This is a genomic window from Providencia sp. PROV004 (genome assembly GCF_011045615.1).
Classification (GTDB): Bacteria; Pseudomonadota; Gammaproteobacteria; order Enterobacterales; family Enterobacteriaceae; genus Providencia; species Providencia rettgeri.
Window position 1 is genome coordinate 3,822,587 of the sequence record NZ_CP042859.1, and the last position, 25,841, is coordinate 3,848,427.

Genomic DNA, 25,841 nt, shown 5'->3' on the forward strand with positions numbered 1-25,841 from the left:
ACTATGCTGGAACACTGCTGAGTACTATTTTACAGAGGTGGAAGTCCCATCTTTGTGCCACTCAAATACACCAAACTCAAACCCTTTCAGGTCACCGTTTGGCTGCCAGCTTAATGTTCCCATGACAGTTTCGACCGGATTTGCTTTCAGGTCTTTCACTAAATCTTCAGGCTCAATACTGCCAGTACGCTCCATTGCCGTCGTTAAACCTTGGATAGCAGCATAAGTTGTCCAAACAAATGGCCCTGTTGGGTCTTCTTTCTTCGCTTTGATGGCATCAACAATTGGTTGGTTAGTCGCAACTTGGTCGTAACGTTTTGGTAAAGTTACCAACATGCCCTCAGAGGCATCACCTGCAATATTTGATAATGAAGAGTTACCGACGCCTTCAGGCCCCATAAAGCGAATATTCAAGCCAGCTTGCTTCGCTTGGCGTAAAATTTGCCCCATCTCTGGGTAATATCCCCCAAAGTAAACAAAATCAACATTCTCTTTCTTCAATTTTGCCACTAAAGCGGAAAAGTCTTTGTCACCCGCCGTTACCCCTTCAAACATCACTTCTTTAACGCCAGCTTTATTGAGGCTTTCACGTACAGAACGGGCTAAACCTTCCCCATATTGTTGTTTGTCATGCACAACAGCAATACGAGTTGGTTTGATATCTTCCATAATAAACTTAGCTGCAGTGGGTCCTTGGTCCGAATCCAAACCGGTTGTACGCAGAACCATTTGATAACCACGTGTGGTTAAATCCGCATTAGTTGCAGCTGGGGTGATCATAATGACACCTTCATCCTCATAAATATCGGATGCCGGCTGTGTTGAAGAGGAACATAAATGCCCAATAACATGGCGGATACCATCGTTAATCACTTTATTTGCCACCGCAACCGCTTGTTTCGGGTCACAGGCATCGTCATATTCTACTGCCACTAATGTGTTTCCATTAATGCCACCTTTAGCATTAATATCTGCGATCGCTTGGCGTGCCCCTGTAAATTCCATATCACCATATTGAGCTACAGGCCCTGACATCGCGCCAACAACCGCTATTTTAATTTCCTTTGCCCATCCTGCTGAACTGAATGCCATCGCAATACAGCCCGCTAATAATGCTTTATTCATATTCTTCATTTTATCGTCCCCGTCTTCGTGGTTCTGAGTGTTTGTGTTTGATTTGTAGTAGATTATTATAGTTGACAGGTACAATGCCTGAGATTTCAAAATACAGCGAATAAGGCTATATATTTCATAACATTAAACAAGATAATTATGCTAAATAGCAAATGTATATGGCAGGTTTTTACATTAGAAGCAGAATAAAAAACTGATGTGTTAAAGTAGGTTTTTTGTAAATACTAGTGTTATATTCGGGTTAAATTTAAATTAATCCGAGTGAAATTCGGAAAATTCAGTATCACCAAATTTTTCTCTCTAAAATCAAAAAATCGGTTGTAGATCACTCTGGCAGGATGAGTGACTGCAACTCTTACAGGGAAACAAACAAAATATCATGAGACTTACTATTATCCCGCTGGTCAATCCTACTGAGCAACAATATCTGGACTTACATAAAATCTGGCCTGACCAGAGTCCTTTTGAACTAGCCAAAATGTGCAAAGCAGGTGACCTATTCTATGCCGCCCGTTTTAATGAACGCCTTCTTGGAGCTGCAAAAATTACGGTGGATCATAACACTGCCACTTTGCAGGATTTTTGCGTACGAGAGGTCACTCGCCGACGCGGTGTTGGCTCATATTTATTAGAAGAAATTTGCCAAGCTATTCCTGACATTACACTATGGAAATTTGATATTAGCGGGGTAGCCCTACAAGAAAAAGAAGCGGTGCGGCTATTCTTGGCTGCTAATGGCTTCAATACCACCGCACAACCTGATATATGGGGAAAAACAGCATGAAGTTAAATAAAATTCATCATGTTGCTATTATTGCATCCAATTTTGAGGTCAGTAAGGATTTTTATTGCCGTATTTTGGGGTTAAATCTACTTGAAGAACATTTCCGCCCAGAAAATAATTCATGGAAAGCGGATTTAGCCTTTGGTGAACATTACCAAATTGAATTATTCAGTTTTGTTAATCCGCCCGCAAGGTTGAGTTATCCTGAAGCCACGGGGCTGCGCCATTTAGCCTTCAGTGTTGATGATTTAGATAAATGGGTAGCTTATTTAACTGAGCAAGGTGTGGCTTGTGAGGCCATACGCATCGACCCCTATACCCAAAAGCGTTTTACATTTTTCACAGATCCCGATGGCTTACCGCTAGAGTTATACGGTGATTAATTGAACAATAAAAATGTAAAAGTAGAAATGATTATCTGCATTTATCCACCTCTTAACGGGTAATAAATGCAGATAATTTTAGTGAACAACGAATTGGCCAGTCATAAATTACATTTCGCTATCTTCGTCTTCTTCCATCGCCAAACGTAACTTCTTCATTGCGTTCTTTTCAAGCTGACGAACACGCTCTGCAGAAACACCGTATTTATCAGCGAGTTCTTGCAACGTCGTTTTGTTGTCATCGTCTAACCAACGAGCTCGGATGATATCCTGACTGCGCTCGTCCAAAGAATCCAACGCATCTGCTAAGCGGTCAGTTGCATGGCTTTCCCAGTTATCATCTTCAATTGAACCGGCAAAGTCTGATGCTTTGTCTTGTAAGTATAAGACTGGGGCTACAGGGCCACCAAAATCACTGCTGTCATCGTCATCTGACATATCAAATGCCATGTCTTGTGCAGCCATACGTGATTCCATTTCACGCACATCTTTAGTACTTACCCCTAACTCTTGGGCAACCATATCAACTTCGTCCTGGTTAAACCAACCAAGACGCTTTTTATTCTTTCTTAAGTTAAAAAATAGCTTACGTTGCGATTTTGTTGTCGCGACTTTGACAATACGCCAGTTACGTAAAACATATTCATGAATTTCAGCTTTGATCCAGTGAACCGCAAAGGAAACAAGACGAACGCCAACCTCAGGATTGAAACGACGCACCGCTTTCATCAGGCCGATATTACCTTCCTGAATTAAGTCAGCTTGTGGTAAACCATACCCTGCATAACTACGAGCAACATGAATAACAAAGCGCAAGTGCGATAAGATCAGTTGCTTTGCAGCATCCAGATCACCATGGTAATGCAGCCGTTCAGCAAGTTCCTTTTCTTCCTCAGCGGTGAGCATCGGGTAAGCATTAGCAGCCCGAACATAGGCTTCAATACTTCCTTGTGGAACAAGAGCTAATGATTGCATGTCTTTGGTCATTCAGATCCTCAATAAAATAATAGGAAACAGATTAGTTTGTATTGATAACCGCATTGGTTAGCCATGAGGTAAACATTTTTAGTCTACCAGTTTAACCGCGTTAAATAAATTATATACAAAATTTGTTAACAGTAGGTCAATGTAGGACAAAACAATTCAGACTAAGTTCATTTTTAACGAAAATTTGCAATAGAATCAAAGAGTCATGATATAATCAAATCATGACTCTTGAATAAAAATGATGAAAAAACAACATATTACTCAGGTGTAAAGTGTCGTAAATGTTGAAGTGTTGCCAACCATGCCGCTATCCAACCAACCATAGCGGATAACAGTAGAATCAATAAAGACTCTTCCCATAACAATCCTTCAATCTGAAATTGCGTACCAAATACACTGGCTACTTTTGCCACACCGTCCGCTAACTGCCAAACAAGTAGAAAGGTCATAATTAGGGAAATAATGGCACCTAATGCACCCAATACAAGGCCACCATTTAAAAATGGCCTCATGATAAACCCATCAGTAGCACCAATTAACTTCATCACATTAATCGTATCGCGGCGAGCAAAAATATTGAGCCGTACGCTATTACCTATCACAAGGAATAGTGACACAATCATTAAAACCCCAATGACAGAAGCGACTTTCCCAACCAAACCCGTTAGTGCAGCTAACCGCGCAAACCAGCTATCATCCATGCGAACTTCTTCAATGCCATCGACTTGGCTGACTCTATCACGCAGTGTTGTTAATACATTAGAACCTTCAAAATCAATTTTAGGCGTAATTATTGCGACTGCAGGCAGTGGGTTTTCCTCTAGCATATCGAGTGCAGTACTAAAACCGGACCAACTGCGAAACTCACTCATGGCTTGGTCACGTGAAAGGTAATTCACATGGTCAACCCCATCAAGAGCCTGCAGTTGTGTTACTACATTTTGCCCACCTTGTTCATCAAGAGATTTATCAAGATAAACAGTGAGTTGTGGTGTTGGATACCATTGCTCCGCGGCTTGCGAAACGTTTTTCCACACAATATAACAAAGGCTCGGTAATGTGAGTGAAATCGCAATAACCATGATAGTCAAAAAGGTGGCCAAAGGCTGTCTTAGCATGTCAGCGAGCGCATTCAACCACGAGTAACGCCACTGCTCTTTCCAACCGCCTTTTAATGCTTTACTTTTCGATTGCTTGGCTCGTTCCGGCTTGCTTTTACGGACATTCTTAGCCATGTTGACCTCCAAGCATACGACCTTCACTCAATGTAAGAACACGGCAGTTACGACGCTCAATCAATGCAATATCATGGGTCGCCATTAAAACGGTCACCCCTACACGATTGAATTCTTCGAATAAACGCATGATTCCTTCAGACAATTCACCATCAAGGTTACCTGTTGGTTCATCCGCTAATAACATCGTTGGCTTATTCACCACCGCTCGGGCAATACCGACACGTTGTTGCTCCCCACCAGATAACTGAATTGGGAAGTTTTTCGCTTTGTCCAATAACCCAACTTTATCCAATGCAGCGGAAACTCGCCGACGAATATCCTCGGTACTAGCACCAGAAATGATTAGCGGCATTGAGACATTGTCATATACCGTTCGATCAAATAACAGGTGGTGATCTTGAAAAATCATCCCGATCTGCCGGCGCAGAAACGGGATCTCTCGATTTTTCAAGCGGCTGATATCATGACCATTGAATAAAATATGACCCGCACTTGGGCGTTCAATTCCACAAATCAGTTTAAGTAATGTACTTTTACCTGCGCCTGAGTGGCCTGTTAGAAATGCCATTTCTCCAGGTTGAAGATGAAAATCAACCCCTTGGAGTGCTTGGCGGCCACCGCGATAAGCTTTACTAACGTGTTCAAAGCGAATCATCGAAAATTATTCCTCTCGGGCAAATAGAGCCTCGATAAAGTCATCTGCTTTAAATGGACGTAAATCTTCAATACCCTCACCAATACCAATATAACGAATTGGAATACCAAATTGGTCGGCAATAGAGAAAATTACGCCACCTTTTGCTGTGCCATCGAGCTTAGTCAATGTTATACCTGTTAAACCGACCGCATCATCAAAAAGTTTTGCCTGACTTACCGCATTTTGTCCAGTACTTGCATCTAGCGTTAACATAATTTCATGGGGAGCATTTTCATCGAGTTTTTTCATCACCCGGACAATTTTTTTCAACTCTTCCATCAAGTGCGATTTATTTTGTAAGCGCCCAGCGGTATCTGCAATTAAAACATCAACCCCTTTCGCCTGCGCTGATTGAATCGCATCAAAAATAACCGATGCAGGATCTGCGCCAGTATGTTGAGCGACCACAGGGATCTTATTGCGCTCTCCCCATACTTGAAGTTGCTCAACGGCTGCTGCACGGAAAGTATCCCCCGCGGCTAACATGACGCTTTTCCCTTCCGACTGATATTGACGTGCTAATTTACCAATTGTTGTCGTTTTCCCGACCCCGTTAACACCAACCATAAGAATAACATAGGGTTTTTTGTCTTCAATCACGAGTGGTTTATCCACTTTCGCTAAAATATCAGACATTTCCTCACGCAATTTGCCATATAACACTTCTGCATCCTTGAGCTCTTTACGGCTCGCATGTGCCGTTAAGTTATCAATGATTTTGCGAGTGGTATCAACCCCGACATCAGCAATCAATAGCTGCTCTTCAAGCTCTTCAAATAAGTCATCATCAATTTTTTTACCTGAAAACAGCCCAAAAAAACCTGAACCTAAATTCTGGCGAGTTTTTAATAACCCTTTCTTTAGCCTAGCAAAGAAACCTTCTTTTTTAGGTTTTTCTTGCTCTGTTGGTAAATTATTTTTTTCTTCTTCTAAACGTAAGCGCTCAGCTTCAGCTTCTTCCTCTGCAATTCTCGCATCTTCGGCGGCTTGTTCTTCCGCTAAGCGGGCTGCTTCGGCTGCTTGGCGTTCGCGTTCAGCTTGTTCTTCCGCTAAACGGGCTGCTTCTGCTGCTTGGCGTTCGGCTTGCTCTTCCGCTAAACGCGCCGCTTCTGCTGCTTGGCGTTCGCGTTCGGCTTGTTCTTCCGCTAAACGCGCCGCTTCTGCTGCTTGGCGTTCGCGTTCGGCTTGTTCTTCCGCTAAACGCGCCGCTTCTGCTGCTTGGCGTTCGCGTTCGGCTTGTTCTTCCGCTAAACGCGCCGCTTCTGCTGCTTGGCGTTCGCGTTCGGCTTGTTCTTCCGCTAAACGTGCCGCTTCTGCTGCTTGGCGTTCGCGTTCGGCTTGTTCTTCCGCTAAACGCGCCGCTTCTGCTGTTTGACGTTCGCGTTCGGCTTGTTCTTCGGCAGCTTGAATTGCAGCTAACTCTGCTTGGCGACGCTGCTCTTCCGCTTCCTCTGCCGCTTGAATCGCAGTTAACTCAACTTGACGCTGACGTGCCATTTCTTCTTCAGCAAGACGCATTGCTTCCGCTTCTTGGCGTTCACGCTCGGCTTTTTCTTCCGCCAGTTTTTTCTCTTCGGCTTCTTGGCGTGCTTGTTCCGCTTGCTCTTCGGCAGCTTGAAGCTCTGCTAGTTTAGCTTCCCGCTCACGTTCTGCTTGCTCGGTTGCCGCATCAATCGCAGCTTGTTGTGCTTCATACTGACGCTGAGCTTCATCTTCTGCCGCTTTAATAGCAGCTTGCTCAGCTTGATGTTGACGTTCCGCTTCGGCTGTTGCGGCATCAACCGCAGCTTCATGGGTTGATTGGTTTTCGACGTCATTAACCACATCATTTTGTTGAGTTTGTTGTTGCTCTTGTTGCTGGGTTTCTTCTTCATTTTTACGCCCAAACCCCAACCATGAAAAAAAACCTTTTTTCTTGTCTTTAGCCATTTGCCACTACACTCCTCGCGGTAAAAATATGGCACTCGATAATCAAATCGCAATAAAATTATATGCAGTCTACCATTTCATCGCTCAGCAACACATATCTGAAAGAAAAATCCTGCCAATTTAATCTGAATTTTCGTGTTAAAACTGTGAAAATGAAGCACTATAATTGAAATACGGCCAATCAGAGATAACAACACTGCAACTTATCGCCTGACAGGTATACAATAGTAACAATCAAATTTAAGTACATAAACCCGTTAAGCAGCAATAAACATTATGGCAAAAAAACCACAATCCCCCTCTTTAGGGCAAATTCGTATTATCGGTGGAAAATGGCGCGGAAGAAAGCTGCCAGTTCGTGATAGTGAGGGCTTACGCCCAACTACAGACAGAATTAAAGAAACGTTATTTAACTGGTTGATGCCAATCATTCGAGATGCGCGTTGCTTAGATTGCTTCGCAGGCAGTGGCTCACTGGGCTTTGAAGCACTTTCTCGTTTTGCAGAAACAGTCACCTTTATTGAGCTCGATAAACACAACGCCCAATTATTGACTGAAAATAAAACTCGCTTACAAGCTGATAACGCAACCGTAGTGAATCACAACAGCCTAAATTTTTTAAGCCAAGCAGGTACACCTTTTGATGTCGTTTTCATTGACCCACCATTTCGCAAAGGACTGCTCAATGAAACCATTCAATTGTTAGAAAAAAATCAATGGTTAGCTGAAGAAAGCTGGATATACGTTGAGTCAGAAGCGGAGTCACCACTTACTGACATTCCAGCTAACTGGCAACTTCATCGCGAAAAAATAGCTGGGCAAGTCGCATATCGCCTTTTTATTCGAACTTCACTTTAGGGACAAAAACATGTTTATCAATATTGGACGCCTGCTCATGATTTGCGTTTGGGGTTTTATGGTCTTTAACCTCGTCCATCCATTCCCTAAGCCATTGAAATATTTCATGGATATTGCAATGGTGTTCATGGTATTTATGCATGCACTGCAAACTATTTTCCTAAAAGCAACGCTTCCTAAAGGGGAAAAAATCTCTGGTTTAGTTCAACTACGCATTTTCTTTTTTGGCGTATTCGAAATGTTAGCCATGCAGAAAAAAACCAAAGCCGCTTTAGAAGAAGCAAAGAAAAGGCAATCAGACCAGTAAAAACTTTATGATGCAGGCTCGAAACGAATAAACCGAGTTCCTTGCATCGTGAGTTTTCCTTCACTGCCTAACGCTACGCTTTGGTATTGTTCTTCTGTCACAATCGTTTTGATAATTTCGCCGCTTGAGCGCGTTTTGAAATAAATTTCATAGCGGAAGGTTTCAGGGGAAACAACATCTCGTTCACGAGAACGCATATTAGGATAAGGGTAATCCTTTTTGTTATCCACCTTGACCAAATAGCTCACCAGCAAAGAGTTATCATTAATTTCATTTTGCTTGCGTTGGTCAAAAAAACGCTTAGTAGCAAGAACCGCAATAACCGCTAAAACAATGATCAATAGTATGGGCTTGTTCATAATGTATGCTTTTCACTTAAAAAATCCGTCATGATAGTTTATCTTATTTAACTAAACAGGACACGTTTCTAAGTTGCCAGACCACTGCCGTGTCATTCATTGAACATATAAGGATGTGTATATGATTAGTTGGCCATTCCTCGCAGTACTCTTTTCTGGTTGGTTATATGTCGATGCCGCCTACCGAGGACCTGGGTGGCAACGTTGGTTATTTCGCCCGATCACACTGCTGCTTTTATTACTTTGGGGGTGGAGTTCCGATGATCTTAACCTGCAAAACTACCTCATTCTTGCTGGATTGCTAGTTTCTCTTGTTGCAGATCTTTCTCGTATGCTTTCAAGTGAGCACTTACTAGCTTCTGTCGCATTGATGTTCTTAAGTTATTTGATTTACACCATCAGCTTTGGAATGCAGCTAAATTTCGGGCTCTATCTACCTTGGCTAGCCGCCCCTCTGATTGTCGCTGCCATTACTTTAGTGTTTATTTGGGGCAAACTTGAAAATCTTCAAGCCATTGTTTTTGCATCACTAATAATGTGTATGATTATGGCATGGGTTGCTGGTGACCAATATTTTGGTCTCGGCCGTGAATATAATTTTTCAATCATGGTTGGTGCATCTCTGCTATTTCTTTCTAACTGTGTTTGGCTAATTGCTCGATTCCGTCTTCCATTTAAAGCTTCAAAAGCTGTTGTTGCAGCGCTCTATTTCCTTGGGCAGTTCTTTATTGTGCGGGCAATTTACTTGTAATTACTACCCGCAAAGACTAAGCCAATTGACTAAAAGTGCTATTTGAGAATTTTATCAATTGGCTCCCCCTTTTTGGTTTGACTCTGGAGTAGACTCCAGAGTGTAGACTTATCAACAATGAATGATAAAACGAATCATTGTTTGATAAGGGGGCGCTTATGCACTCACACTCTCATAAAGAAAATCATGTACATAGCAGTTCTTGTTGCTCTAGTAACAGTACTTGCTCATCTGCTATCGCTGAAAATGACAAAAAAGTGAGTAACGACTCACATACTTCCGAGCACAGTGCAGTGAAGAAAAACCCTGATGACGATGAAGAAGCTCATCATCATATCGGGGACCATTCTGCACATGAGCATGCAGTAAATGACAATCATCACAAGGGACATAACCACCAGCATGGTAATAGCTGTGGTTTAACTCCGGATGTCGCGAATGAAGTTGAGCCTACCCAAGCGGCTAGCCAGCGCTTTAGCTGGATAATCCGTGGTATGGATTGCCCAAGTTGCGCAAATAAAATTGAAACTGCAGTTAAGCAAATCAGTGAAGTAAAACAAGCCAAAGTATTATTTGCCACAGAAAAACTTGTGGTTGATGCCAACACAGATATTAGTGTGGCAGTTCGCTCTACCGTTGAAACTGCGGGTTATGAATTACTTGAAGTCGGTAGCAATAGTGCGGCAGCAGCTCCACCAAGCTTAATTAGTGAAGCTAAGCCCGTCATTATTTTAGCGATTTTAATGGCTATTAGTTGGGGGATTGAATTTATCAATCCACAGTTGGGTAATATTGCCTTCATTTTAACCACCCTGTTTGGGTTATACCCAATTGCCCGTAAATCATTACGCTTAATGCGAACGGGTTCACCTTTTGCCATCGAAACATTGATGACGGTTGCCGCAATAGGCGCAATCTTTATTCAAGCAACAGAAGAAGCCGCAATGGTTATCTTACTGTTTATGTTAGGCGAAATGTTGGAATCTTATTCTGCCGGAAGGGCCAGACGAGGTGTTAGCGCCTTAATGGCACTGGTTCCAGAAGATGCCGTTTTAATCAAAAATGGGCAAAAAACAACTATTCCTGTTGCGCAGTTACGTCCCGGGGACATTATCGAAATCGCACCAGGTGGGCGTTTACCTACCGATGCCGTGTTAGTATCTGGTTTTGCCAGCTTTGATGAAAGTGCGTTAACGGGTGAATCTGTACCTGTCGAACGTAATGTTGGAGATAAAGTGGCTGCAGGTTGCTTATCTGTTGATAGAGCCGTTCAAATGCAGGTGGTATCAGAGCAGGGTCAAAATGCGATTGACCGCATTTTACAGCTGATTGAAGAAGCAGAAGAACGTCGCGCACCAATAGAACGTTTTATTGATCGCTTTAGCCGTGTATACACACCAATCATCATGCTGATTTCCGCATTAGTGATTGTTATTCCACCTATTTTCTTCAGCGCACCATGGGAAACATGGATTTATCGCGGGTTAACACTGTTATTGATTGGTTGCCCTTGTGCATTAGTGATTTCAACCCCTGCAGCAATTACCTCCGCATTAGCAACTGCTACACGGCGCGGTGCTTTAATTAAAGGGGGAGCCGCATTGGAGCAACTGGGAACTATCACGACCATTGCTTTAGACAAAACGGGCACACTGACAGAAGGTAAACCCCATGTCACTAACTTAGTCCCTGTTGAAGGCTTGTCAGAAAGTGAATTAGTACAAATCACCGCATCTGTTGAAGTTGGCTCTCACCACCCACTTGCTAAAGCAGTAGTTAATAAAGCGGAAGAACTTTCTTTGACTGTCACTGAAGCGCAAGAGCGTAAGGCACTGGCAGGAAAAGGAATTGAAGGATACCTTAATAACAAACATATCCTTGTTAGCGCACCAAGCCGCCTTGATACGCCATTAAACAGTGAGTGGCAAAGTAAAGTAGAAACCTTAGAAGCAGAAGGGAAAACCGTTGTTGTCACACTCGAAAATAACCGCATGATTGGTTTAACCGCACTGCAAGATACATTGCGCAAAGATGCTGCGGATACGATGAGCATGCTAAAAGCGCTCAACGTGAATGCCGTGATGCTGACAGGTGATAACCCTCGAGCAGCAAGTGCTATTGCAGGCCAATTAGGCATGGAATACCGCGCAGGGTTATTACCGGAAGATAAAGTCACTGCGGTTATGGAGCTTAACCGAAACCACAGCACGATGATGGTCGGTGATGGCATTAATGATGCTCCAGCAATGAAAGCGTCTAGTATCGGTGTTGCCATGGGCAGTGGTACGGATGTGGCATTAGAGACTGCCGATGCCGCGTTAACTCATAACCGTTTAACTGGGCTCGCAGAGATTATTGCGCTATCTCGCGCAACACGAAAAATCATTCGTGAAAATATTGCGATTGCCTTAGGGTTAAAAGCCGTATTCCTCGTCACCAGTTTGTTGGGAATTACCGGGCTTTGGGTCGCCGTTCTTGCTGACTCCGGTGCAACAGCACTCGTAACAGCAAACGCAGTGCGCCTATTACGCGTTAAATTACCTCAAGTGAAAAAGTAATTTATATCAACTGATTTAAACGCCACAATAAGTGGCGTTTTTTCTTTTACAACCTTTCCAATAAATACTGTTATTACAATACGTTAAATACAATTTTAACTTAAGAATTAGGACTAACTTTTTCTCCATCAACCCCAGATTCCGCTAAAATGCATTTTGAAAATCACTCTTTTGGCAAGGTATTAGCGGGTATTGGGTATGGTAAAAAATCACAGTTCAACGCCACATGACGCTGCATTTAAAGGGTTTATGTCTAAACTTGATAATGCACGTGACTTTTTTGATATTCACTTACCCAGCCATATTAAGCAATTATGTGATTTCAAAACATTAGCGATAACAAATTCTTCTTTCATTGATAACCAGCTACGAACTCGTCTTTCGGATATGCTCTACACTGTCGAGACACAGCAAGGTGAAGGCTATATTTATATGTTAGTTGAACACCAATCAACACCCGATAAGCTAATGGGTTGGCGGATGATGCATTATTCGTTCCTTGCCATGAATCAACATTTACAACAAGGCCATCATGATTTGCCCCTGGTTGTGCCAGTTTTATTTTATCATGGAAAGGTAACGCCTTATCCATATGCTAAGCCGTGGACACACTGTTTTCCGTGGCCAGAAATTGCATCAAACTTATATAGTCAACCATTTCCGCTCGTCGATATTACTGTCATTGATGATAATGAACTCGTAAACCATCGCAAAGTTGCGGTTATGGAACTCGCGATGAAGCATAGGGACTTAAGAGATAACATAGAAAAAGTCACGCAGTTGCTAGCTGAAGCGATGAATCAAAATTATCATCATAGCGATGACATCATCACTATTTTCAATTACTTATTTATTACTATGGATTCACCTCACTTTGAAATAGTGGTTAACCAACTTATTGATCAAATTGAAAATAACCAAGAGGCGATTATGAACATTGCGCAACGATTAAAAAATCAAGGAATACAAGAAGGCATAGATATTGGTGTAAATAGAGGCATAGATATTGGAGCAAACAAAAAACAACATGAAGTTGCTCTGAAAGGTTCACAACTCGGTACAAGTATTGAGCTTATCTGTCAGCTCACTGGGTTAACTCATCAGGAAGTATTAAATCTACAATAATCCCCCTGCCTTTTGGCAGGGATTGATACAATGCAATTAGCTAATGGCGGTTAACTCGATTTTTTACGTAACAAATAACGATACGGAGCATTCTCAGCCTCTACCGCTAATAAATCATGCTCCATAAAGCGGCAGAAACCTGGGATATCGCGTGTGGTTGCTGGGTCATCAGCAATAATTAACAACGTTTCCCCATCAGCCATATTACGAACTGTTTTGCGCACTAACATCACAGGCTCTGGGCATCGTAACCCTAGTGTATCAAGGGTTTTCGTTGGATTAGCAAATAAATCAGACATTAAAAAACACTTCTAAAAGGAATCAATAGACTGATTATATAATAAAACGCTCATTGATAAATGAACAGTTTTGCTTTTGTTGCGCAACGAGCGTATGATGCGCTGTTCCCAAATGTTGGGATGTATTTCATGGGTTCCCTCACCCCATTGTGACTAAAAAGGTACAATATGTTTAATTTTACTGCGCAGCAAAAAGCCACTGCGTTAATTTGGCTTTCGTTATTTCATATTTTAATCATTACCTCTAGTAACTACCTCGTGCAGTTGCCAATTAATATTTTTGGCTTCCATACCACTTGGGGTGCTTTTACTTTTCCATTTATTTTCCTTGCTACTGACTTAACCGTACGTATCTATGGTGCACCGCTGGCTCGCCGAATTATAACTGCGGTCATGTTGCCTGCATTACTGATTTCCTACGTTATTTCAGCGTTGTTTTTCCAAGGTGAATGGCAAGGTTTTACCGCTTTATCTGAGTTCAACCTATTCGTTGCTCGTATCGCCGCGGCAAGCTTTATGGCTTACGTACTTGGGCAAATATTAGATGTCAGCGTATTCAATAAGTTGCGCCAAAATGCACGTTGGTATGTGGCACCTGCCTGCGCTATGTTCTTTGGTAACTTAATTGATACTATCGCATTCTTCTTTATTGCATTTTTCCGCAGTAGCGACCCCTTTATGGCCGCAAACTGGGTCGAAATCGCGTTAGTTGACTATGTTTTCAAGTTACTTATTTGCATGCTATTTTTCTTACCTGCTTATGGTGTGCTTTTGAATTTTATCTTGAAATATTTCTTTGCAAACTCAGATAAAAAACAGTTAGTCAATCAGCACTAAACAAAAAAGGAGATAGCTAAATGCTATCTCCAAATAAGTTTAACTGAGCTAAAACAAAGAATAACAACCCTACAATTCAATTAATTACATGCTATAACGCTCTTGCTAGGAGTGAAATCGGGTGCTCACACTTCTTACTTGTCGACATCTCAATTTGCCACTTACAGGTTTCACAGTCAGTAATCACCATATCAGCGCCACTTTCTTCGATTTGGCGGAATAATCCTGCGCCAATCCCTTGAGAAACTTCATAGTTTTCTTTTTTGAAACCATATGTTCCAGCAATACCACAACATTGTGAATCCAGCACAATCAGCTCAACACCTGGTACACGTTTAATTAACTCTAACGTGTAGGAAGTCCAACCCATTTTTTCCATGTGGCATGGTGTGTGATAGGCCACTTTTAACGGTGTGTGTTTGAGCTTCAATTCACGCCCTTCTTCAAGTAGGCGATAGATATAACGTGTTGCCAGCTCAATGTTGTCACGCATCGCTGAAGTGTCGACGTCTAAAACATGGGTATATTCATCACGGATAGTAAAGGTACAGGTTGATGATGTCGCCACCACAGGTACATGTTTCTCAAGAATCGTTTCTTGTAATGATTCAAGATTAACATTCGCTTGGCGTTTCGCTTGTTTCATGAACCCATTGGCAATTAACGCAACACCGCAACATTTTTCGCGTTTAAGTAATTGAACGCCAATATTCATCCCATTGAAGACTTTGATCAGGTCTTTCCCAAGTTGAGGATGGTTATAGTTCACATAGCAACCATGGAAGAATGCAACTTGTTCTTCATATTTGGCTTGTTCAGCAGCTTGTTTTGCATACCAACGACGGAAAGTCCCAAACGAATATTTAGGTAATTCACGGCGATGGTCGATTTTCAATGCTTTATCAAGAATTTGACGAACCGGTTTTAACCCTGTAATGGTATTCACCACGGGTGCAAATGGTGTCGATAACGAGCCCATTAAATCCGTGTGGCTTAATATTGCATCACGAATTTTAGGTTTTTGCTGGCTATAAGTATTACGTGCGCGTGCGATAATATCACCGATTTTTACATCAGATGGGCAAGCCACTTCACAACGCTTACAGTTAGTACAATATTTAAGTGCCTCGTCATATAACATTGGGTCTTTTAAACGTAAACGCTCACCGTCAGGCCCCGCTTGTTTAGGACCAGGGTACAGAGGGTTAACCTTTGCAACAGGGCAATAAGTGGTACACACAGTGCATTTAATACAGCTTTCAAAGCTTGCATCTTGAATACTCATTGCGCCACCTCCACCTGCATCGCTTTATTTTTACTCATTTCATTGATTATTTGATTCGCTACATATAATGCGCTAATCATTGATACGCCCGCACCACAACCTTGAGTAAGAGGATCAAAACCGCCTAATACGGCACCTGCTACATAAAGATTAGAAATGGCTTTTCCCTCTTTTTGTGCGCGTAGTTTTTCATCGGTTTTCACGCCAAAAGCCATATAAGGCTGGGAAGCGAAAAACTCTTTATTGGTCCATTTTGCACGTTCTGAAATTTCACACAGATCCAATTGCATCAAAGGCTCATAGACACGGTCAAATTCGGCTACCAATCCATTATTGAAAAAACTCCCTGTCGCTAGAACGAAATGCTTAGCTTTTAAAGAGATATCACCATGATTGCGAGTTTGTACCGAATCAATTACCCCATCGATACAATTCACTGAAGTGACTTTATCACCAGGCATCACAATACCGCCTTGGCGACGAAATTGACGCAATAGCAACTCATGTAAACGAATACCTAATAATGATGGCGGTAAAGTCGGCAGTAAGAATAAGGGTTTACCTAACCGTTTTTGTAACTCAATTAATGGCTCATCACTATCAAGTCCTACACAAGCAGGCATGAATATGGTGTCGGCATCAGCCACTAACGGGAGAATTTCTTCAACCATTTGCGCCATATTCTCCGGCCTATCCAACCAACGAGCGACATTAATTGCCCTAAATTCACTCGGATTTTCTCTCAAACGGTCAAGTAAAGGTAAATGAACATAATGAGAACTGGCTTCTATCCCATCACGCTGTAGTTCATCCGCCACCATTTGTGGTTGGAAATCTAAAAACCCTTCGATACCAACAACTGCAATTTTCCCCATTGCCATTTTTTGGTGTAAACCCACCGTTGGGACAGACTCAGGGCTAAGCCACGTCATGCGTTTATGGCCTAAAGGTGTAATGCGATAATGATTTTCTTTACTGCTGCCTTTTAAACGAACGCCACTTTGTTGTAATAAGGATTGAGCCAGATTCGCCAATTCGCTAACCTGATCCTGACCAATAATACTATAAGGGTGAGTCGGAGCCTGCGCTTGTAAAGCATTTAACATTTCTAATGGCTTTTCAACAACTTGCCCATCCGGTAAGTGTGTAAGTAAATCTAATGAACCTGAAGAAAAATGCAGCGCATTTTGCCCAGCGCTAACAATTGCACAAGACAGGCCTGATTGTATTAAACGAATACCACAAAGTAACCCGGCTAGGCCGCCGCCCATTACCACAGCATCATATTTCATTATCAGCCTCCTTCTGTGCACCCTTACCTAGTGTCGCTTCGTTCATGCCACATAATCCATGATATACCCAACTGGTAAATTCACTTTCACGCAGTGCATCCCCCCAAGCAATTGGACGTACACCTTTCCATCGCTCATTCAGGAAGTGGCCCAGTTGTTGCTCTGTTTCATGAGGTGTTGTGACATTAAAACGATTGAGTAAGCCTGCAGCCCGGCAAGCACATAATTCACCTTGGCAAGTTCCCATCCCCACTCGGGTACGACGCCTTAAATCAAGCAAGTTATTGACCGTCAATGAATTAACAGCATAACGTACTTCACCAGCAGTAATGGCTTCACACTCACAAACTAAACTTTTATCGAGCCTATCCGTACTGAGAATGGCAGAAGCTCTATCGCCATGACGGTAAACCGCTGAGCCACGAATAGGAGCAGGAATAGAAACAACGTTACGTAAGGCTTCTTCTGCGCTGTGCTGCGAGCCCGGTAACGGCGCTTCTGCGGTTGTACATTTGGCGCTATGACCCAGTTTTTCGCAAACTTTATCTGTAGCCCATTCCGCCATCAGGCGATAAGTCATCAACTTGCCACCCGTAATGGTGATGAAACCTTCTAAGCCATCACGTTTAGCGTGGTCTAACAACACAATACCACGGCTCACATTACGCCCTGATGGGTCATCATCACTGGCAACTAATGGTCGAACGCCTGCATACGCACGTAAAATGCGCGTTGTCGCAAGTGCAGGAGACAGCATTGAACCTTCGCGAATAAGAATATCCACCTCTTCAGGGGTGACATACATATTATCAATTTGATCATATTCAATATGAGTCGATGTGGTGCCAATCAGGGAAATCGTATCGCCGGGAACCAAAATATCGGCATCTGCAGGTTTACGGCAGCGGTTTATCACCATGTTATTCAAGCGGTGGCCTAAAATTAATAATGCCCCTTTTGCAGGGAACATTTTAATTTTTAATTCGCCATACTCTGCGATTTTTTGTCCCCAAATCCCGCCTGCATTAACGACAATTTCTGCATAAATATCATACTGTTTTTTGGCATGGTGATCATAAACCGTCACGCCACGTACAGTATCACCATCACGAATCAAACCAATGACTTCGTGATAAGTTAACACTTTCGCGCCATGCTCTCTGGCATCTAACATATTTGCTGCAGTCAAACGAAATGGGTCAACCGTGCCATCAGGAACACGAACCGCACCGATTAGATGTGGGTTAACGGAAGGTTCAAGACGAATCGCCTCTTTAGGGTCAATCGCCTTCGCATCAATGCCTGCAGTTTGGCAAGCCGTAATGAATTGTTGCTGATACTCTAAGCTGTCTTCAGGGAGGGTAATAAACAAACCATCTGTTCGCTCAATACAGTGATGCGCGATACGCTTTAAAATCTTGTTCTCTTCTATACATTCTCTGGCAGACTCACCATCAGTGACTGCATAGCGCGCGCCACTATGAAGTAATCCATGGTTACGCCCGGTCGCACCAGTCGCAATATCATGCCTTTCGAGTAAAACGGTTCTTAGACCTCGGCGAGCGCAGTCACGAGCGACCCCTGCACCTGTTGCGCCACCACCAATAATGATGACATCCGTTTCAGTCACAGATGAGCCATTCATGTCGCATTCCTCACATTAATAAACGTTTCTATAATAGATAAGTATAGGTTCTATTTTTATAATCTATTATTAAATATAGTCCAGAAACGCGATCAATGTTTGATAAGGAACAAAAACGAAAGCAATAGATCCATTTTCAGTGTTTTAAAGAGCAAAATCGTGATGAAAATCACAAAATAATTAACATTTCTAGTTCCATTCCATTCACAAATGTCATTTACTATGCAACCTCATAAACAAAATCAATAATTGTGCGTTGGATTACAGATAAATTGTTTTTTAACGACTACAATTTAGAGCAATTAAGAAAATAAAGACTCTTAAATTACTCGATTATTTTCGTTTTTGTTACTTCACCAATAATAAACACTCAATATTTCTCTGAAGTAGAGAATGGAAGTGTAAATAAAAATTAGCATGCCATCGGAGGCGTATATGTTAAGCATTTTTAAACCAGCACCTCATATACAGAGGCTGCCAGCTGATAAGGTAGATCCTGTCTATCGTAAGCTTCGCTAGCAGATCTTCATGGGTATTTTCTTTGGTTACGCAGCGTATTATCTAGTCCGAAAGAACTTTGCGTTAGCGATGCCATATCTTGTTGAACAAGGTTTCTCTAAAGGTGACCTTGGTTTTGCATTATCAGGGATCTCAATTGCTTACGGATTTTCTAAATTTATTATGGGGTCGTTTTCCGACCGTGCAAACCCGCGTTATTTCTTACCAGCAGGTTTGATTCTCGCCTCCGCGGTGATGTTAGTCATGGGCTTCGTGCCATGGGCAACATCGAGCATCATGGTAATGTTCGTATTACTGTTCCTTTGTGGTTGGTTCCAAGGTATGGGTTGGCCTCCTTGTGGACGTACCATGGTTCACTGGTGGTCACAAAAAGAACGTGGCGGTATCGTTTCGGTTTGGAACTGTGCGCACAACGTCGGTGGTGGTATCCCTCCATTACTGTTCATGTTAGGTATGGCATGGTTTAACGACTGGAAAGCTGCGCTGTATATGCCTGCATTGGCTGCTATCCTTGTTGCAATCATTGCATTTGCGTTAATGCGCGACACCCCGCAGTCTTGTGGTCTTCCTCCAATTGAAGAGTACAAAAACGACTATCCAACTGACTATAAAGCATCAGATGAGCAAGAGTTAACTGCAAAAGAAATCTTCATGAAGTATGTTTTCCCAAACAAACTGTTATGGATGATTGCGATTGCTAACGTGTTCGTTTACTTACTGCGTTATGGTGTTTTGGACTGGTCTCCAACTTACCTGCGTGAAGTTAAACACTTCGCAATGGACAAATCTTCATGGGCTTACTTCTTATATGAATACGCAGGTATCCCAGGTACGTTACTGTGTGGTTGGATGTCGGATAAAGTCTTCCGTGGTAACCGTGGAGCCACTGGTGTGTTCTTCATGGTTCTGGTAACCATTGCAACTATCGTGTTCTGGATGAACCCAGCTGGTAACCCAAATGTTGATATGGCATGTATGTTGATCATCGGTTTCCTAATCTATGGTCCTGTTATGTTGATTGGTTTGCACGCCCTTGAACTTGCACCGAAAAAAGCAGCAGGTACAGCCGCAGGATTCACAGGCTTGTTCGGCTACCTCGGTGGTTCTGTAGCAGCAAGTGCTATCGTTGGTTATACCGTAGACTACTTCGGTTGGGACGGTGGCTTCGCAGTCATGATCGGTGGTTCAGCACTGGCCGTTGTTCTACTGTTTATCGTGATGTTGAGCGAAAGCAAACATAAACGTGAATTAGCAAACTCACAATAAACATTCATCAAATGTTCATTGTTAATCGCTAGACTCGTGGGCTATATCAAAAAATGATGTAGCCCATTTTTTTACCCAAATAAAGTGCCAAGGAGATATAATCATGAGCTTTCCATTAAAAACATTGGTGGCTAGTATGGTTTTAGTGATGTCAGTGTCTGCTGTAGCTCAAGCTTCAAGTAAAGTTGTCATTGCACATCGTGGTGCAAGTGGTTACTTACCGGAACATACCCTACCTGCAAAAGCAATGGCTTACGCACAAGGTGCTGATTTTCTTGAGCAAGATTTAGTTATGACGAAAGATAACGAGCTCGTGGTCTTACATGACCATTATCTCGATCGCGTGACAGATGTTGCTGAACGTTTCCCTGATCGCGCCCGTAAAGATGGCCGTTACTATGCGATTGACTTTACCCTTGATGAAATCAAATCACTCAATTTTACAGAAGGATTTGATATTGTTGATGGTAAAAAAGTGCAAAGCTATCCGAACCGCTTCCCAATGGGCAAATCAGACTTCCGCGTTCATACCTTCCAAGAAGAGATTGAATTTGTTCAAGGACTAAACAAATCAACGGGTAAAAATATTGGTATCTACCCAGAAATTAAAGCCCCTTGGTTCCACTTACAAGAAGGCAAAGATATCACCAAAAAAACACTCGAAGTCCTTAAAGAGTATGGCTATACCACCAAGGATTCCAACGTTTATCTACAGTCATTTGACCCTAATGACCTAAAACGTATCAAAAATACTTTGATGCCAGAAATGGGGATAGATCTTAAATTAATTCAATTGATTGCTTACACCGATTGGAACGAAACTCAAGAGCAAAAACCTGACGGAACTTGGGTTAATTATAATTATGATTGGATGATGAAACCGGGTGCAATGAAAGAAATTGCAACCTATGCAGATGGCATTGGCCCTGATTATCATATGCTAATTAGTGAAGAATCCACGCCAACTAATATCAAAGTGAATGGCATGGTTAAAGAAGCTCATGATAACAAAATGGCAGTGCATCCGTTCACTATCCGTGTTGATAAGCTGCCAAAATACGCCAAAGATGGGCAACAGCTTTATGACATTATTTATAACCAAGCCGATGTCGATGGCGCCTTCACAGACTTCCCTGACTTAGGGGTTAAGTTCTTAGAACAGCAGAAACAAAAATAGTTTTCTGGGACAAAATAAGAATGCAGCCATTTGGCTGCATTCAGACTGCTGACAAACATATTATGTTTGGCAGCAAGTCTAATCGGTTTTGAAAATAAATTACGCGATAGTGACAGGGAATGCGATCACATCACTAATTTTATCTGCATTTAAAGCAATCATAATCAGCCTATCAACCCCAACAGCGACACCAGAACAATCAGGTAAACCATGCTCTAAAGCCGCGAGCAAGTGCTCATCAATAGGTGCAGTAGGTAGCCCCATTGCCGCTCGCTTACGGTTGTCTTGTTCAAATCGCTGGCGTTGTTCGCTTGCATCAGTGAGTTCATGGAAACCATTTGCTAGTTCCATTCCCTTATAATACACCTCAAAACGCTCAGCAACACGATGATCTTCCGTGCTAATTACGGCAAGAGACGCTTGGGTTGCAGGGAAATGATACACGACTGCAGGCTTTTCTTTACCAATATGAGGCTCAACGCCCATGGTAAATAGCAGTTGAAGTAAGGTATCTTTATCTTCTTCCTGATCCGCGATATTGCTCAAATCTAAACGGGCTGCAACCTCACGTAATTCACTTTTTTCAGCAGATAACGGGTCAATATCCAAATAGCGTAAAAACGCTTGTTGGTATGAAAGTAGCTCTGCACTCTCACATTCTAAAACTTGTTGCAGTAGGTCATCCACTTCATTGATCAAGCGATACATATCAAAATGCGGGCGGTACCACTCTAACATGGTAAATTCAGGGTTATGATGTCGCCCTGCTTCTTCATTTCTAAAGCTACGACCTAACTGATAGATAGGACCACTACCGGCCGCTAATAAACGTTTCATGTGGTATTCAGGGCTGGTCATTAAATATAAATTAATACCTTGCGCTGCACCAGGGCCCACAAAACGCGTTTCAAATGGAACAAGATGAATGTCAGTGACTGTTGCCTGACTCATTGCGGGGGTTTCGACTTCAAGTACACAACGATCAGTAAAAAAACGTCTGATTTCCGCAATTATTTTTGCGCGCTGTAACAGGTTAGCGATGGGGGCGGTTGGCTGCCAATTCGCTATATCACTCATTAAGATGACTCCAAAATAAACTTAGTCGTGCAGTGTACCCACCTCACAGGCAACACACAATGCATTTACACTGATAATGCATATTTATCTGAACGTAAATACTTGCAACTGTCGGCATGATGATGAGTAAGTAGAGATAGCCTGATTATCTCTTGCTTTATACGATTAGGCAAAGCCTTTACTTTTAGCTTTATCCTACAGAGGTGGGAAGAGTAATGAAAGTAGCCAGAAACATGATTAATTCTTATATTATGTGACATATCTGTTACTAAAAAAGCGAAACGATTCGCTTTCTCAATCTATTTTAAAATTTTCTGTTCAAAATTAAATTTATTCTAAATAATAAATAGTGAGACTCCTCGCAAATTAGCATTCAATATGAATTAAACTCTTCAGCTATAATAATAGTATTAATCACTTATTATTGATAAAACCTGAGTAATTCACTTGGTTTTATACACTAAAAGTCTATGTAAATTTAATGATAATCATTTGAAATTCCTTTTTATTCGGTGTTAACAGCCTAGAAAATCCAGTAATGTAAAAACAATTTATAAAAAGAAGATCTATCTCACACTTTATCGCTAAATTTGGCCAAAACACCCCTCTATATCAAATTTATCTTGAGGACTATTCGCTATAATTCACAGCATGATAAGTCATTATTAGCTATTATATTATTTACTATTAAAAAACAGATATTTCGTAGTTTAGCTTTAAGTTGAACTGAAAATGACGTAGCTAATTATCAAAAGTATTTAAAAGAATTTATCAATTTTACACTTGAACAATGGAGAAGCGCAGTGCAAACCTTCAATGCCGATTTAGCGATTATCGGGGCCGGGGGCGCAGGCTTACGTGCAGCAATTGCTGCCGCTGAAGCAAATCCCAATATCAAGATTGCTCTGGTCTCAAAAGTATACCCAATGCGTAGTCACACTGTGGCAGCAGAGGGGGGATCAGCAGCAGTTACTCAGGCTCATGACTCCTATGACTATCATTTTAATGATACTGTAGCTGGTGGGGACTGGCTGTGTGAGCAAGATGTTGTCGACTATTTTGTCGAACACTGCCCAACAGAAATGACCCAACTAGAGCTATGGGGCTGCCCGTGGAGCCGTAAACCAGATGGTTCAGTTAACGTTCGCCGTTTTGGTGGAATGAAAATTGAGCGTACGTGGTTTGCTGCTGATAAAACTGGCTTCCACATGCTCCATACCCTGTTCCAAACTTCATTAAAATATCCACAAATTCAACGTTTTGACGAACATTTTGTTCTCGATATCATTGTTGATGAAGGCCAAGTCCGTGGTCTTGTCGCGTTAAATATGATGGAAGGAACAAAAGTCCAGATCCGTGCTAATGCCATCGTGATGGCAACTGGCGGTGCTGGACGCGTTTATCGCTACAATACCAATGGCGGTATTGTAACCGGTGATGGTATGGGTATCGCATTCCGCCATGGCGTGCCGCTGCGTGATATGGAATTTGTTCAATATCACCCAACTGGGTTACCGGGTTCAGGTATCTTAATGACCGAAGGTTGTCGTGGTGAGGGCGGGATCCTTGTCAATAAAGACGGCTATCGCTACCTGCAAGACTACGGAATGGGGCCTGAAACTCCACTGGGTAAACCTGAAAATAAATATATGGAACTGGGTCCACGTGACAAAGTTTCCCAAGCGTTCTGGCACGAATGGCGTGCAGGCCGTACGATCAGCACTCACCGTGGTGATGTCGTCTATCTGGATCTACGTCACCTTGGCGCAGAAAAACTGCATGAGCGTTTACCATTTATTTGTGAATTGGCGAAAGCCTACGTAGGTGTTGACCCAGTAACAGACCCAATTCCTGTTCGCCCAACCGCTCACTACACCATGGGTGGTATCGAAACGGATCAACGCACAGAAACACGCATCAAAGGCCTATTTGCTGTCGGTGAGTGTTCTTCTGTTGGCTTGCACGGTGCAAACCGTTTAGGTTCTAACTCATTAGCTGAATTAGTTGTATTTGGTCGTCTGGCAGGTGAAGAAGCCGCTCGCCATGCTGCTGAAGCAACACCAGCCAATGCAAATGCTATCGAAGCCCGTACTCGTGATATCGAAGCTGACCTCAGCAAACTCATGAACCAAAAAGGGAAAGAGAGCTGGTCGAAGATCCGCGACGAAATGGGTATTTCAATGGAAGAAGGCTGCGGTATCTACCGTACCCCCGAATTAATGCAAAAAACCGTTGATAAAATTGCTGAGCTGAAAGAACGCTTCAAACACGTCGAAATTACCGACCATAGCAGCGTATTTAATACTGACCTACTGTACACCATTGAATTAGGCTTTGGCCTTGATGTGGCGGAATGTATGGCTCACTCTGCAATCAACCGTAAAGAATCACGTGGTGCACACCAACGTCTCGATGAAGGCTGTACTGAGCGTGATGATGTTAATTTCCTTAAACATACTTTGGCATTCTATAACCCAGAGGGCTCCCCTCGTTTAGAGTACAGTGACGTGAAAATCACGAAATCTCAGCCAGCTAAACGTGTTTACGGTGCCGAAGCTGAAGCTCAAGATAAGGCGAAGAAGGAGCAAGCTAATGGATGATATGAAACACCTAAAAATGGAGATCATGCGTTACAATCCGGAAACGGATAGTGAGCCCCATTTGGTGACGTATGATGTCCCTTACGACGAGCAAACTTCTTTGTTAGATGCGTTAGGCTATATCAAAGATAACCTCGCTCCAGACCTGTCTTACCGTTGGTCTTGTCGTATGGCGATTTGTGGTTCTTGCGGCATGATGGTGGATAAAGTACCTAAACTGGCGTGTAAAACATTCCTGCGTGAATACCCGCAAGGTATGAAAGTTGAGCCATTAGGTAACTTCCCAATCGAGCGCGACCTTGTTGTTGATATGACTCACTTTATTGAGCGTTTAGAAGCGATCAAACCGTATATTATCGGTAATGACCGTAAACCTTCTGAAGGCCCAAATAAGCAAACGCCTGCACAGATGGCCAAATACCATCAATTTTCAGGCTGTATCAACTGTGGTCTGTGCTATGCAGCTTGCCCACAATTTGGACTGAACCCAGAGTTCATCGGCCCAGCCGCGATCACATTGGCAGAGCGCTACAATTTAGATAACCGAGACCATGGTGCGAAAGAACGCATGACCTTATTAAACGGTGACAATGGTGTCTGGAGCTGTACGTTTGTAGGCTACTGTTCTGAAGTCTGTCCTAAGCATGTTGACCCTGCGGGTGCGATCCAACAAGGGAAAGTTGCCAGCGCGCAAGACTTTGTTATCGCCATGCTGAAGCCACGATAAGGAGAAT

General features: G+C 42.5%; 22 protein-coding genes and 1 pseudogene. 12 read left to right on the top strand and 11 right to left on the bottom strand.

Annotation, left to right across the window (positions count from 1 at the left end; all coding sequences use genetic code 11):
* Nucleotides 1–24: 24 nt before the first annotated feature.
* Nucleotides 25–1,134, bottom strand: a complete 1,110-nt coding sequence (locus FVA69_RS17545) for a branched-chain amino acid ABC transporter substrate-binding protein (RefSeq protein WP_004908157.1) — start codon at nucleotides 1,132–1,134, stop codon at nucleotides 25–27.
* 379 nt (nucleotides 1,135–1,513) lie between these two features.
* Here FVA69_RS17545 and panM point away from each other — a divergent pair, with 379 nt between their 5' ends.
* Both panM and gloA2 read left to right on the top strand, forming a co-directional pair.
* Nucleotides 1,514–1,918 carry an aspartate 1-decarboxylase autocleavage activator PanM gene (panM, locus tag FVA69_RS17550; RefSeq protein ID WP_123382261.1) on the top strand — a complete coding sequence of 135 codons (405 nt, stop codon included), beginning with the start codon at nucleotides 1,514–1,516 and terminating at the stop codon, nucleotides 1,916–1,918.
* Nucleotides 1,915–2,301 (top strand): SMU1112c/YaeR family gloxylase I-like metalloprotein, encoded by a 387-nt coding sequence (gene gloA2, locus FVA69_RS17555; protein ID WP_004908154.1) that lies wholly within the window; start codon nucleotides 1,915–1,917, stop codon nucleotides 2,299–2,301. The genes panM and gloA2 overlap by 4 nt, the downstream gene beginning before the upstream one ends.
* Before the next feature lie 108 nt (nucleotides 2,302–2,409).
* Here the strand turns inward: gloA2 and rpoH are convergent, their stop codons facing one another.
* From rpoH to ftsY, 4 genes are all read right to left on the bottom strand, one after another.
* The gene (gene rpoH / locus FVA69_RS17560; protein ID WP_004908152.1) at nucleotides 2,410–3,288 is read right to left on the bottom strand and encodes an RNA polymerase sigma factor RpoH; all 879 of its coding nucleotides are present in this window, start codon (nucleotides 3,286–3,288) and stop codon (nucleotides 2,410–2,412) included.
* Between the two features lie 257 nt (nucleotides 3,289–3,545).
* Complete coding sequence (gene ftsX, locus FVA69_RS17565) at nucleotides 3,546–4,523, bottom strand: permease-like cell division protein FtsX (RefSeq protein ID WP_109911659.1); 978 nt, start codon at nucleotides 4,521–4,523, stop codon at nucleotides 3,546–3,548.
* Nucleotides 4,516–5,181: a cell division ATP-binding protein FtsE gene (gene ftsE, locus FVA69_RS17570; RefSeq protein ID WP_004908148.1), complete on the bottom strand. Its 666-nt coding sequence runs from the start codon at nucleotides 5,179–5,181 to the stop codon at nucleotides 4,516–4,518. The genes ftsX and ftsE overlap by 8 nt, the downstream gene beginning before the upstream one ends.
* 6 nt (nucleotides 5,182–5,187) lie before the next feature.
* Nucleotides 5,188–7,152, bottom strand: coding sequence for a signal recognition particle-docking protein FtsY (ftsY, locus tag FVA69_RS17575; RefSeq protein WP_164529174.1), 1,965 nt, complete (start codon nucleotides 7,150–7,152; stop codon nucleotides 5,188–5,190).
* 276 nt (nucleotides 7,153–7,428) lie between these two features.
* Here ftsY and rsmD point away from each other — a divergent pair, with 276 nt between their 5' ends.
* The gene (gene rsmD / locus FVA69_RS17580; RefSeq protein ID WP_164529175.1) at nucleotides 7,429–8,010 is read left to right on the top strand and encodes a 16S rRNA (guanine(966)-N(2))-methyltransferase; all 582 of its coding nucleotides are present in this window, start codon (nucleotides 7,429–7,431) and stop codon (nucleotides 8,008–8,010) included.
* 10 nt (nucleotides 8,011–8,020) lie between these two features.
* A complete protein-coding gene (locus tag FVA69_RS17585; protein WP_004908141.1) occupies nucleotides 8,021–8,317 on the top strand; it encodes a DUF1145 family protein in 297 nt (98 codons plus the stop codon).
* A gap of 5 nt (nucleotides 8,318–8,322) precedes the next feature.
* On the opposite strand, the gene FVA69_RS17590 is transcribed toward FVA69_RS17585, so the two are convergent.
* A complete protein-coding gene (locus tag FVA69_RS17590) occupies nucleotides 8,323–8,676 on the bottom strand; it encodes a DUF2500 domain-containing protein (protein WP_109911656.1) in 354 nt (117 codons plus the stop codon).
* A 121-nt stretch (nucleotides 8,677–8,797) separates the two neighbouring features.
* Between FVA69_RS17590 and FVA69_RS17595 the strand changes: the two genes are divergently transcribed.
* From FVA69_RS17595 to FVA69_RS17605, 3 genes are all read left to right on the top strand, one after another.
* Nucleotides 8,798–9,427, top strand: a complete 630-nt coding sequence (locus FVA69_RS17595; protein WP_004908138.1) for a lysoplasmalogenase — start codon at nucleotides 8,798–8,800, stop codon at nucleotides 9,425–9,427.
* Between the two features lie 158 nt (nucleotides 9,428–9,585).
* Complete coding sequence (locus FVA69_RS17600; protein ID WP_164529176.1) at nucleotides 9,586–11,985, top strand: zinc/cadmium/mercury/lead-transporting ATPase; 2,400 nt, start codon at nucleotides 9,586–9,588, stop codon at nucleotides 11,983–11,985.
* 198 nt (nucleotides 11,986–12,183) lie between these two features.
* Complete coding sequence (locus FVA69_RS17605; protein ID WP_164529177.1) at nucleotides 12,184–13,110, top strand: Rpn family recombination-promoting nuclease/putative transposase; 927 nt, start codon at nucleotides 12,184–12,186, stop codon at nucleotides 13,108–13,110.
* A 50-nt stretch (nucleotides 13,111–13,160) separates the two neighbouring features.
* On the opposite strand, the gene tusA is transcribed toward FVA69_RS17605, so the two are convergent.
* Nucleotides 13,161–13,409 (bottom strand): sulfurtransferase TusA, encoded by a 249-nt coding sequence (gene tusA / locus FVA69_RS17610; RefSeq protein WP_004908132.1) that lies wholly within the window; start codon nucleotides 13,407–13,409, stop codon nucleotides 13,161–13,163.
* A gap of 168 nt (nucleotides 13,410–13,577) precedes the next feature.
* On the opposite strand from tusA, the gene FVA69_RS17615 reads away from it, so the two are divergent.
* Complete coding sequence (locus tag FVA69_RS17615) at nucleotides 13,578–14,246, top strand: 7-cyano-7-deazaguanine/7-aminomethyl-7-deazaguanine transporter (protein WP_004908130.1); 669 nt, start codon at nucleotides 13,578–13,580, stop codon at nucleotides 14,244–14,246.
* Nucleotides 14,247–14,337: 91 nt separating this feature from the next.
* On the opposite strand, the gene glpC is transcribed toward FVA69_RS17615, so the two are convergent.
* The 3 genes from glpC to glpA are packed head-to-tail and all read right to left on the bottom strand — an operon-like array spanning nucleotide 14,338 to nucleotide 18,468.
* Nucleotides 14,338–15,531, bottom strand: a complete 1,194-nt coding sequence (gene glpC / locus FVA69_RS17620) for an anaerobic glycerol-3-phosphate dehydrogenase subunit GlpC (RefSeq protein WP_109911654.1) — start codon at nucleotides 15,529–15,531, stop codon at nucleotides 14,338–14,340.
* On the bottom strand, nucleotides 15,528–16,823 hold the full coding sequence (gene glpB / locus FVA69_RS17625) for a glycerol-3-phosphate dehydrogenase subunit GlpB (protein WP_164529178.1): 1,296 nt from the start codon (nucleotides 16,821–16,823) through the stop codon (nucleotides 15,528–15,530). The genes glpC and glpB overlap by 4 nt, the downstream gene beginning before the upstream one ends.
* A complete protein-coding gene (gene glpA, locus FVA69_RS17630; RefSeq protein ID WP_164529179.1) occupies nucleotides 16,813–18,468 on the bottom strand; it encodes an anaerobic glycerol-3-phosphate dehydrogenase subunit A in 1,656 nt (551 codons plus the stop codon). Before glpA ends, glpB begins: the two co-directional genes overlap by 11 nt.
* Nucleotides 18,469–18,903: 435 nt before the next feature.
* On the opposite strand from glpA, the pseudogene glpT reads away from it, so the two are divergent.
* Both glpT and glpQ read left to right on the top strand, forming a co-directional pair.
* Nucleotides 18,904–20,253: pseudogene (gene glpT / locus FVA69_RS17635) on the top strand (glycerol-3-phosphate transporter).
* A 103-nt stretch (nucleotides 20,254–20,356) separates the two neighbouring features.
* On the top strand, nucleotides 20,357–21,430 hold the full coding sequence (gene glpQ / locus FVA69_RS17640; RefSeq protein WP_004908121.1) for a glycerophosphodiester phosphodiesterase: 1,074 nt from the start codon (nucleotides 20,357–20,359) through the stop codon (nucleotides 21,428–21,430).
* A 99-nt stretch (nucleotides 21,431–21,529) separates the two neighbouring features.
* On the opposite strand, the gene epmA is transcribed toward glpQ, so the two are convergent.
* Nucleotides 21,530–22,507: an elongation factor P--(R)-beta-lysine ligase gene (gene epmA, locus FVA69_RS17645; RefSeq protein WP_004908119.1), complete on the bottom strand. Its 978-nt coding sequence runs from the start codon at nucleotides 22,505–22,507 to the stop codon at nucleotides 21,530–21,532.
* 803 nt (nucleotides 22,508–23,310) lie between these two features.
* Between epmA and frdA the strand changes: the two genes are divergently transcribed.
* Nucleotides 23,311–25,107, top strand: a complete 1,797-nt coding sequence (gene frdA / locus FVA69_RS17650) for a fumarate reductase (quinol) flavoprotein subunit (protein ID WP_004258614.1) — start codon at nucleotides 23,311–23,313, stop codon at nucleotides 25,105–25,107.
* Nucleotides 25,100–25,834 (top strand): succinate dehydrogenase/fumarate reductase iron-sulfur subunit, encoded by a 735-nt coding sequence (locus FVA69_RS17655; protein ID WP_004258616.1) that lies wholly within the window; start codon nucleotides 25,100–25,102, stop codon nucleotides 25,832–25,834. The genes frdA and FVA69_RS17655 overlap by 8 nt, the downstream gene beginning before the upstream one ends.
* The last annotated feature ends 7 nt before the right edge of the window (nucleotides 25,835–25,841 follow it).

Bases quoted from the DNA above. Each gene is read 5' to 3' on its own strand.
- epmA (WP_004908119.1), bottom strand. From the start codon at position 22,507: ATGAGTGATATAGCGAATTGGCAGCCAACCGCCCCCATCGCTAACCTG.
- gloA2 (WP_004908154.1), top strand. From the start codon at position 1,915: ATGAAGTTAAATAAAATTCATCATGTTGCTATTATTGCATCCAATTTT.
- FVA69_RS17545 (WP_004908157.1), bottom strand. From the start codon at position 1,134: ATGAAGAATATGAATAAAGCATTATTAGCGGGCTGTATTGCGATGGCA.
- tusA (WP_004908132.1), bottom strand. From the start codon at position 13,409: ATGTCTGATTTATTTGCTAATCCAACGAAAACCCTTGATACACTAGGG.
- FVA69_RS17585 (WP_004908141.1), top strand. From the start codon at position 8,021: ATGTTTATCAATATTGGACGCCTGCTCATGATTTGCGTTTGGGGTTTT.
- FVA69_RS17595 (WP_004908138.1), top strand. From the start codon at position 8,798: ATGATTAGTTGGCCATTCCTCGCAGTACTCTTTTCTGGTTGGTTATAT.
- glpB (WP_164529178.1), bottom strand. From the start codon at position 16,823: ATGAAATATGATGCTGTGGTAATGGGCGGCGGCCTAGCCGGGTTACTT.
- FVA69_RS17615 (WP_004908130.1), top strand. From the start codon at position 13,578: ATGTTTAATTTTACTGCGCAGCAAAAAGCCACTGCGTTAATTTGGCTT.
- FVA69_RS17655 (WP_004258616.1), top strand. From the start codon at position 25,100: ATGGATGATATGAAACACCTAAAAATGGAGATCATGCGTTACAATCCG.
- ftsE (WP_004908148.1), bottom strand. From the start codon at position 5,181: ATGATTCGCTTTGAACACGTTAGTAAAGCTTATCGCGGTGGCCGCCAA.
- FVA69_RS17605 (WP_164529177.1), top strand. From the start codon at position 12,184: ATGGTAAAAAATCACAGTTCAACGCCACATGACGCTGCATTTAAAGGG.
- glpC (WP_109911654.1), bottom strand. From the start codon at position 15,531: ATGAGTATTCAAGATGCAAGCTTTGAAAGCTGTATTAAATGCACTGTG.
- FVA69_RS17600 (WP_164529176.1), top strand. From the start codon at position 9,586: ATGCACTCACACTCTCATAAAGAAAATCATGTACATAGCAGTTCTTGT.
- rpoH (WP_004908152.1), bottom strand. From the start codon at position 3,288: ATGACCAAAGACATGCAATCATTAGCTCTTGTTCCACAAGGAAGTATT.
- rsmD (WP_164529175.1), top strand. From the start codon at position 7,429: ATGGCAAAAAAACCACAATCCCCCTCTTTAGGGCAAATTCGTATTATC.
- glpA (WP_164529179.1), bottom strand. From the start codon at position 18,468: ATGAATGGCTCATCTGTGACTGAAACGGATGTCATCATTATTGGTGGT.
- glpQ (WP_004908121.1), top strand. From the start codon at position 20,357: ATGAGCTTTCCATTAAAAACATTGGTGGCTAGTATGGTTTTAGTGATG.
- panM (WP_123382261.1), top strand. From the start codon at position 1,514: ATGAGACTTACTATTATCCCGCTGGTCAATCCTACTGAGCAACAATAT.
- ftsY (WP_164529174.1), bottom strand. From the start codon at position 7,152: ATGGCTAAAGACAAGAAAAAAGGTTTTTTTTCATGGTTGGGGTTTGGG.
- FVA69_RS17590 (WP_109911656.1), bottom strand. From the start codon at position 8,676: ATGAACAAGCCCATACTATTGATCATTGTTTTAGCGGTTATTGCGGTT.
- ftsX (WP_109911659.1), bottom strand. From the start codon at position 4,523: ATGGCTAAGAATGTCCGTAAAAGCAAGCCGGAACGAGCCAAGCAATCG.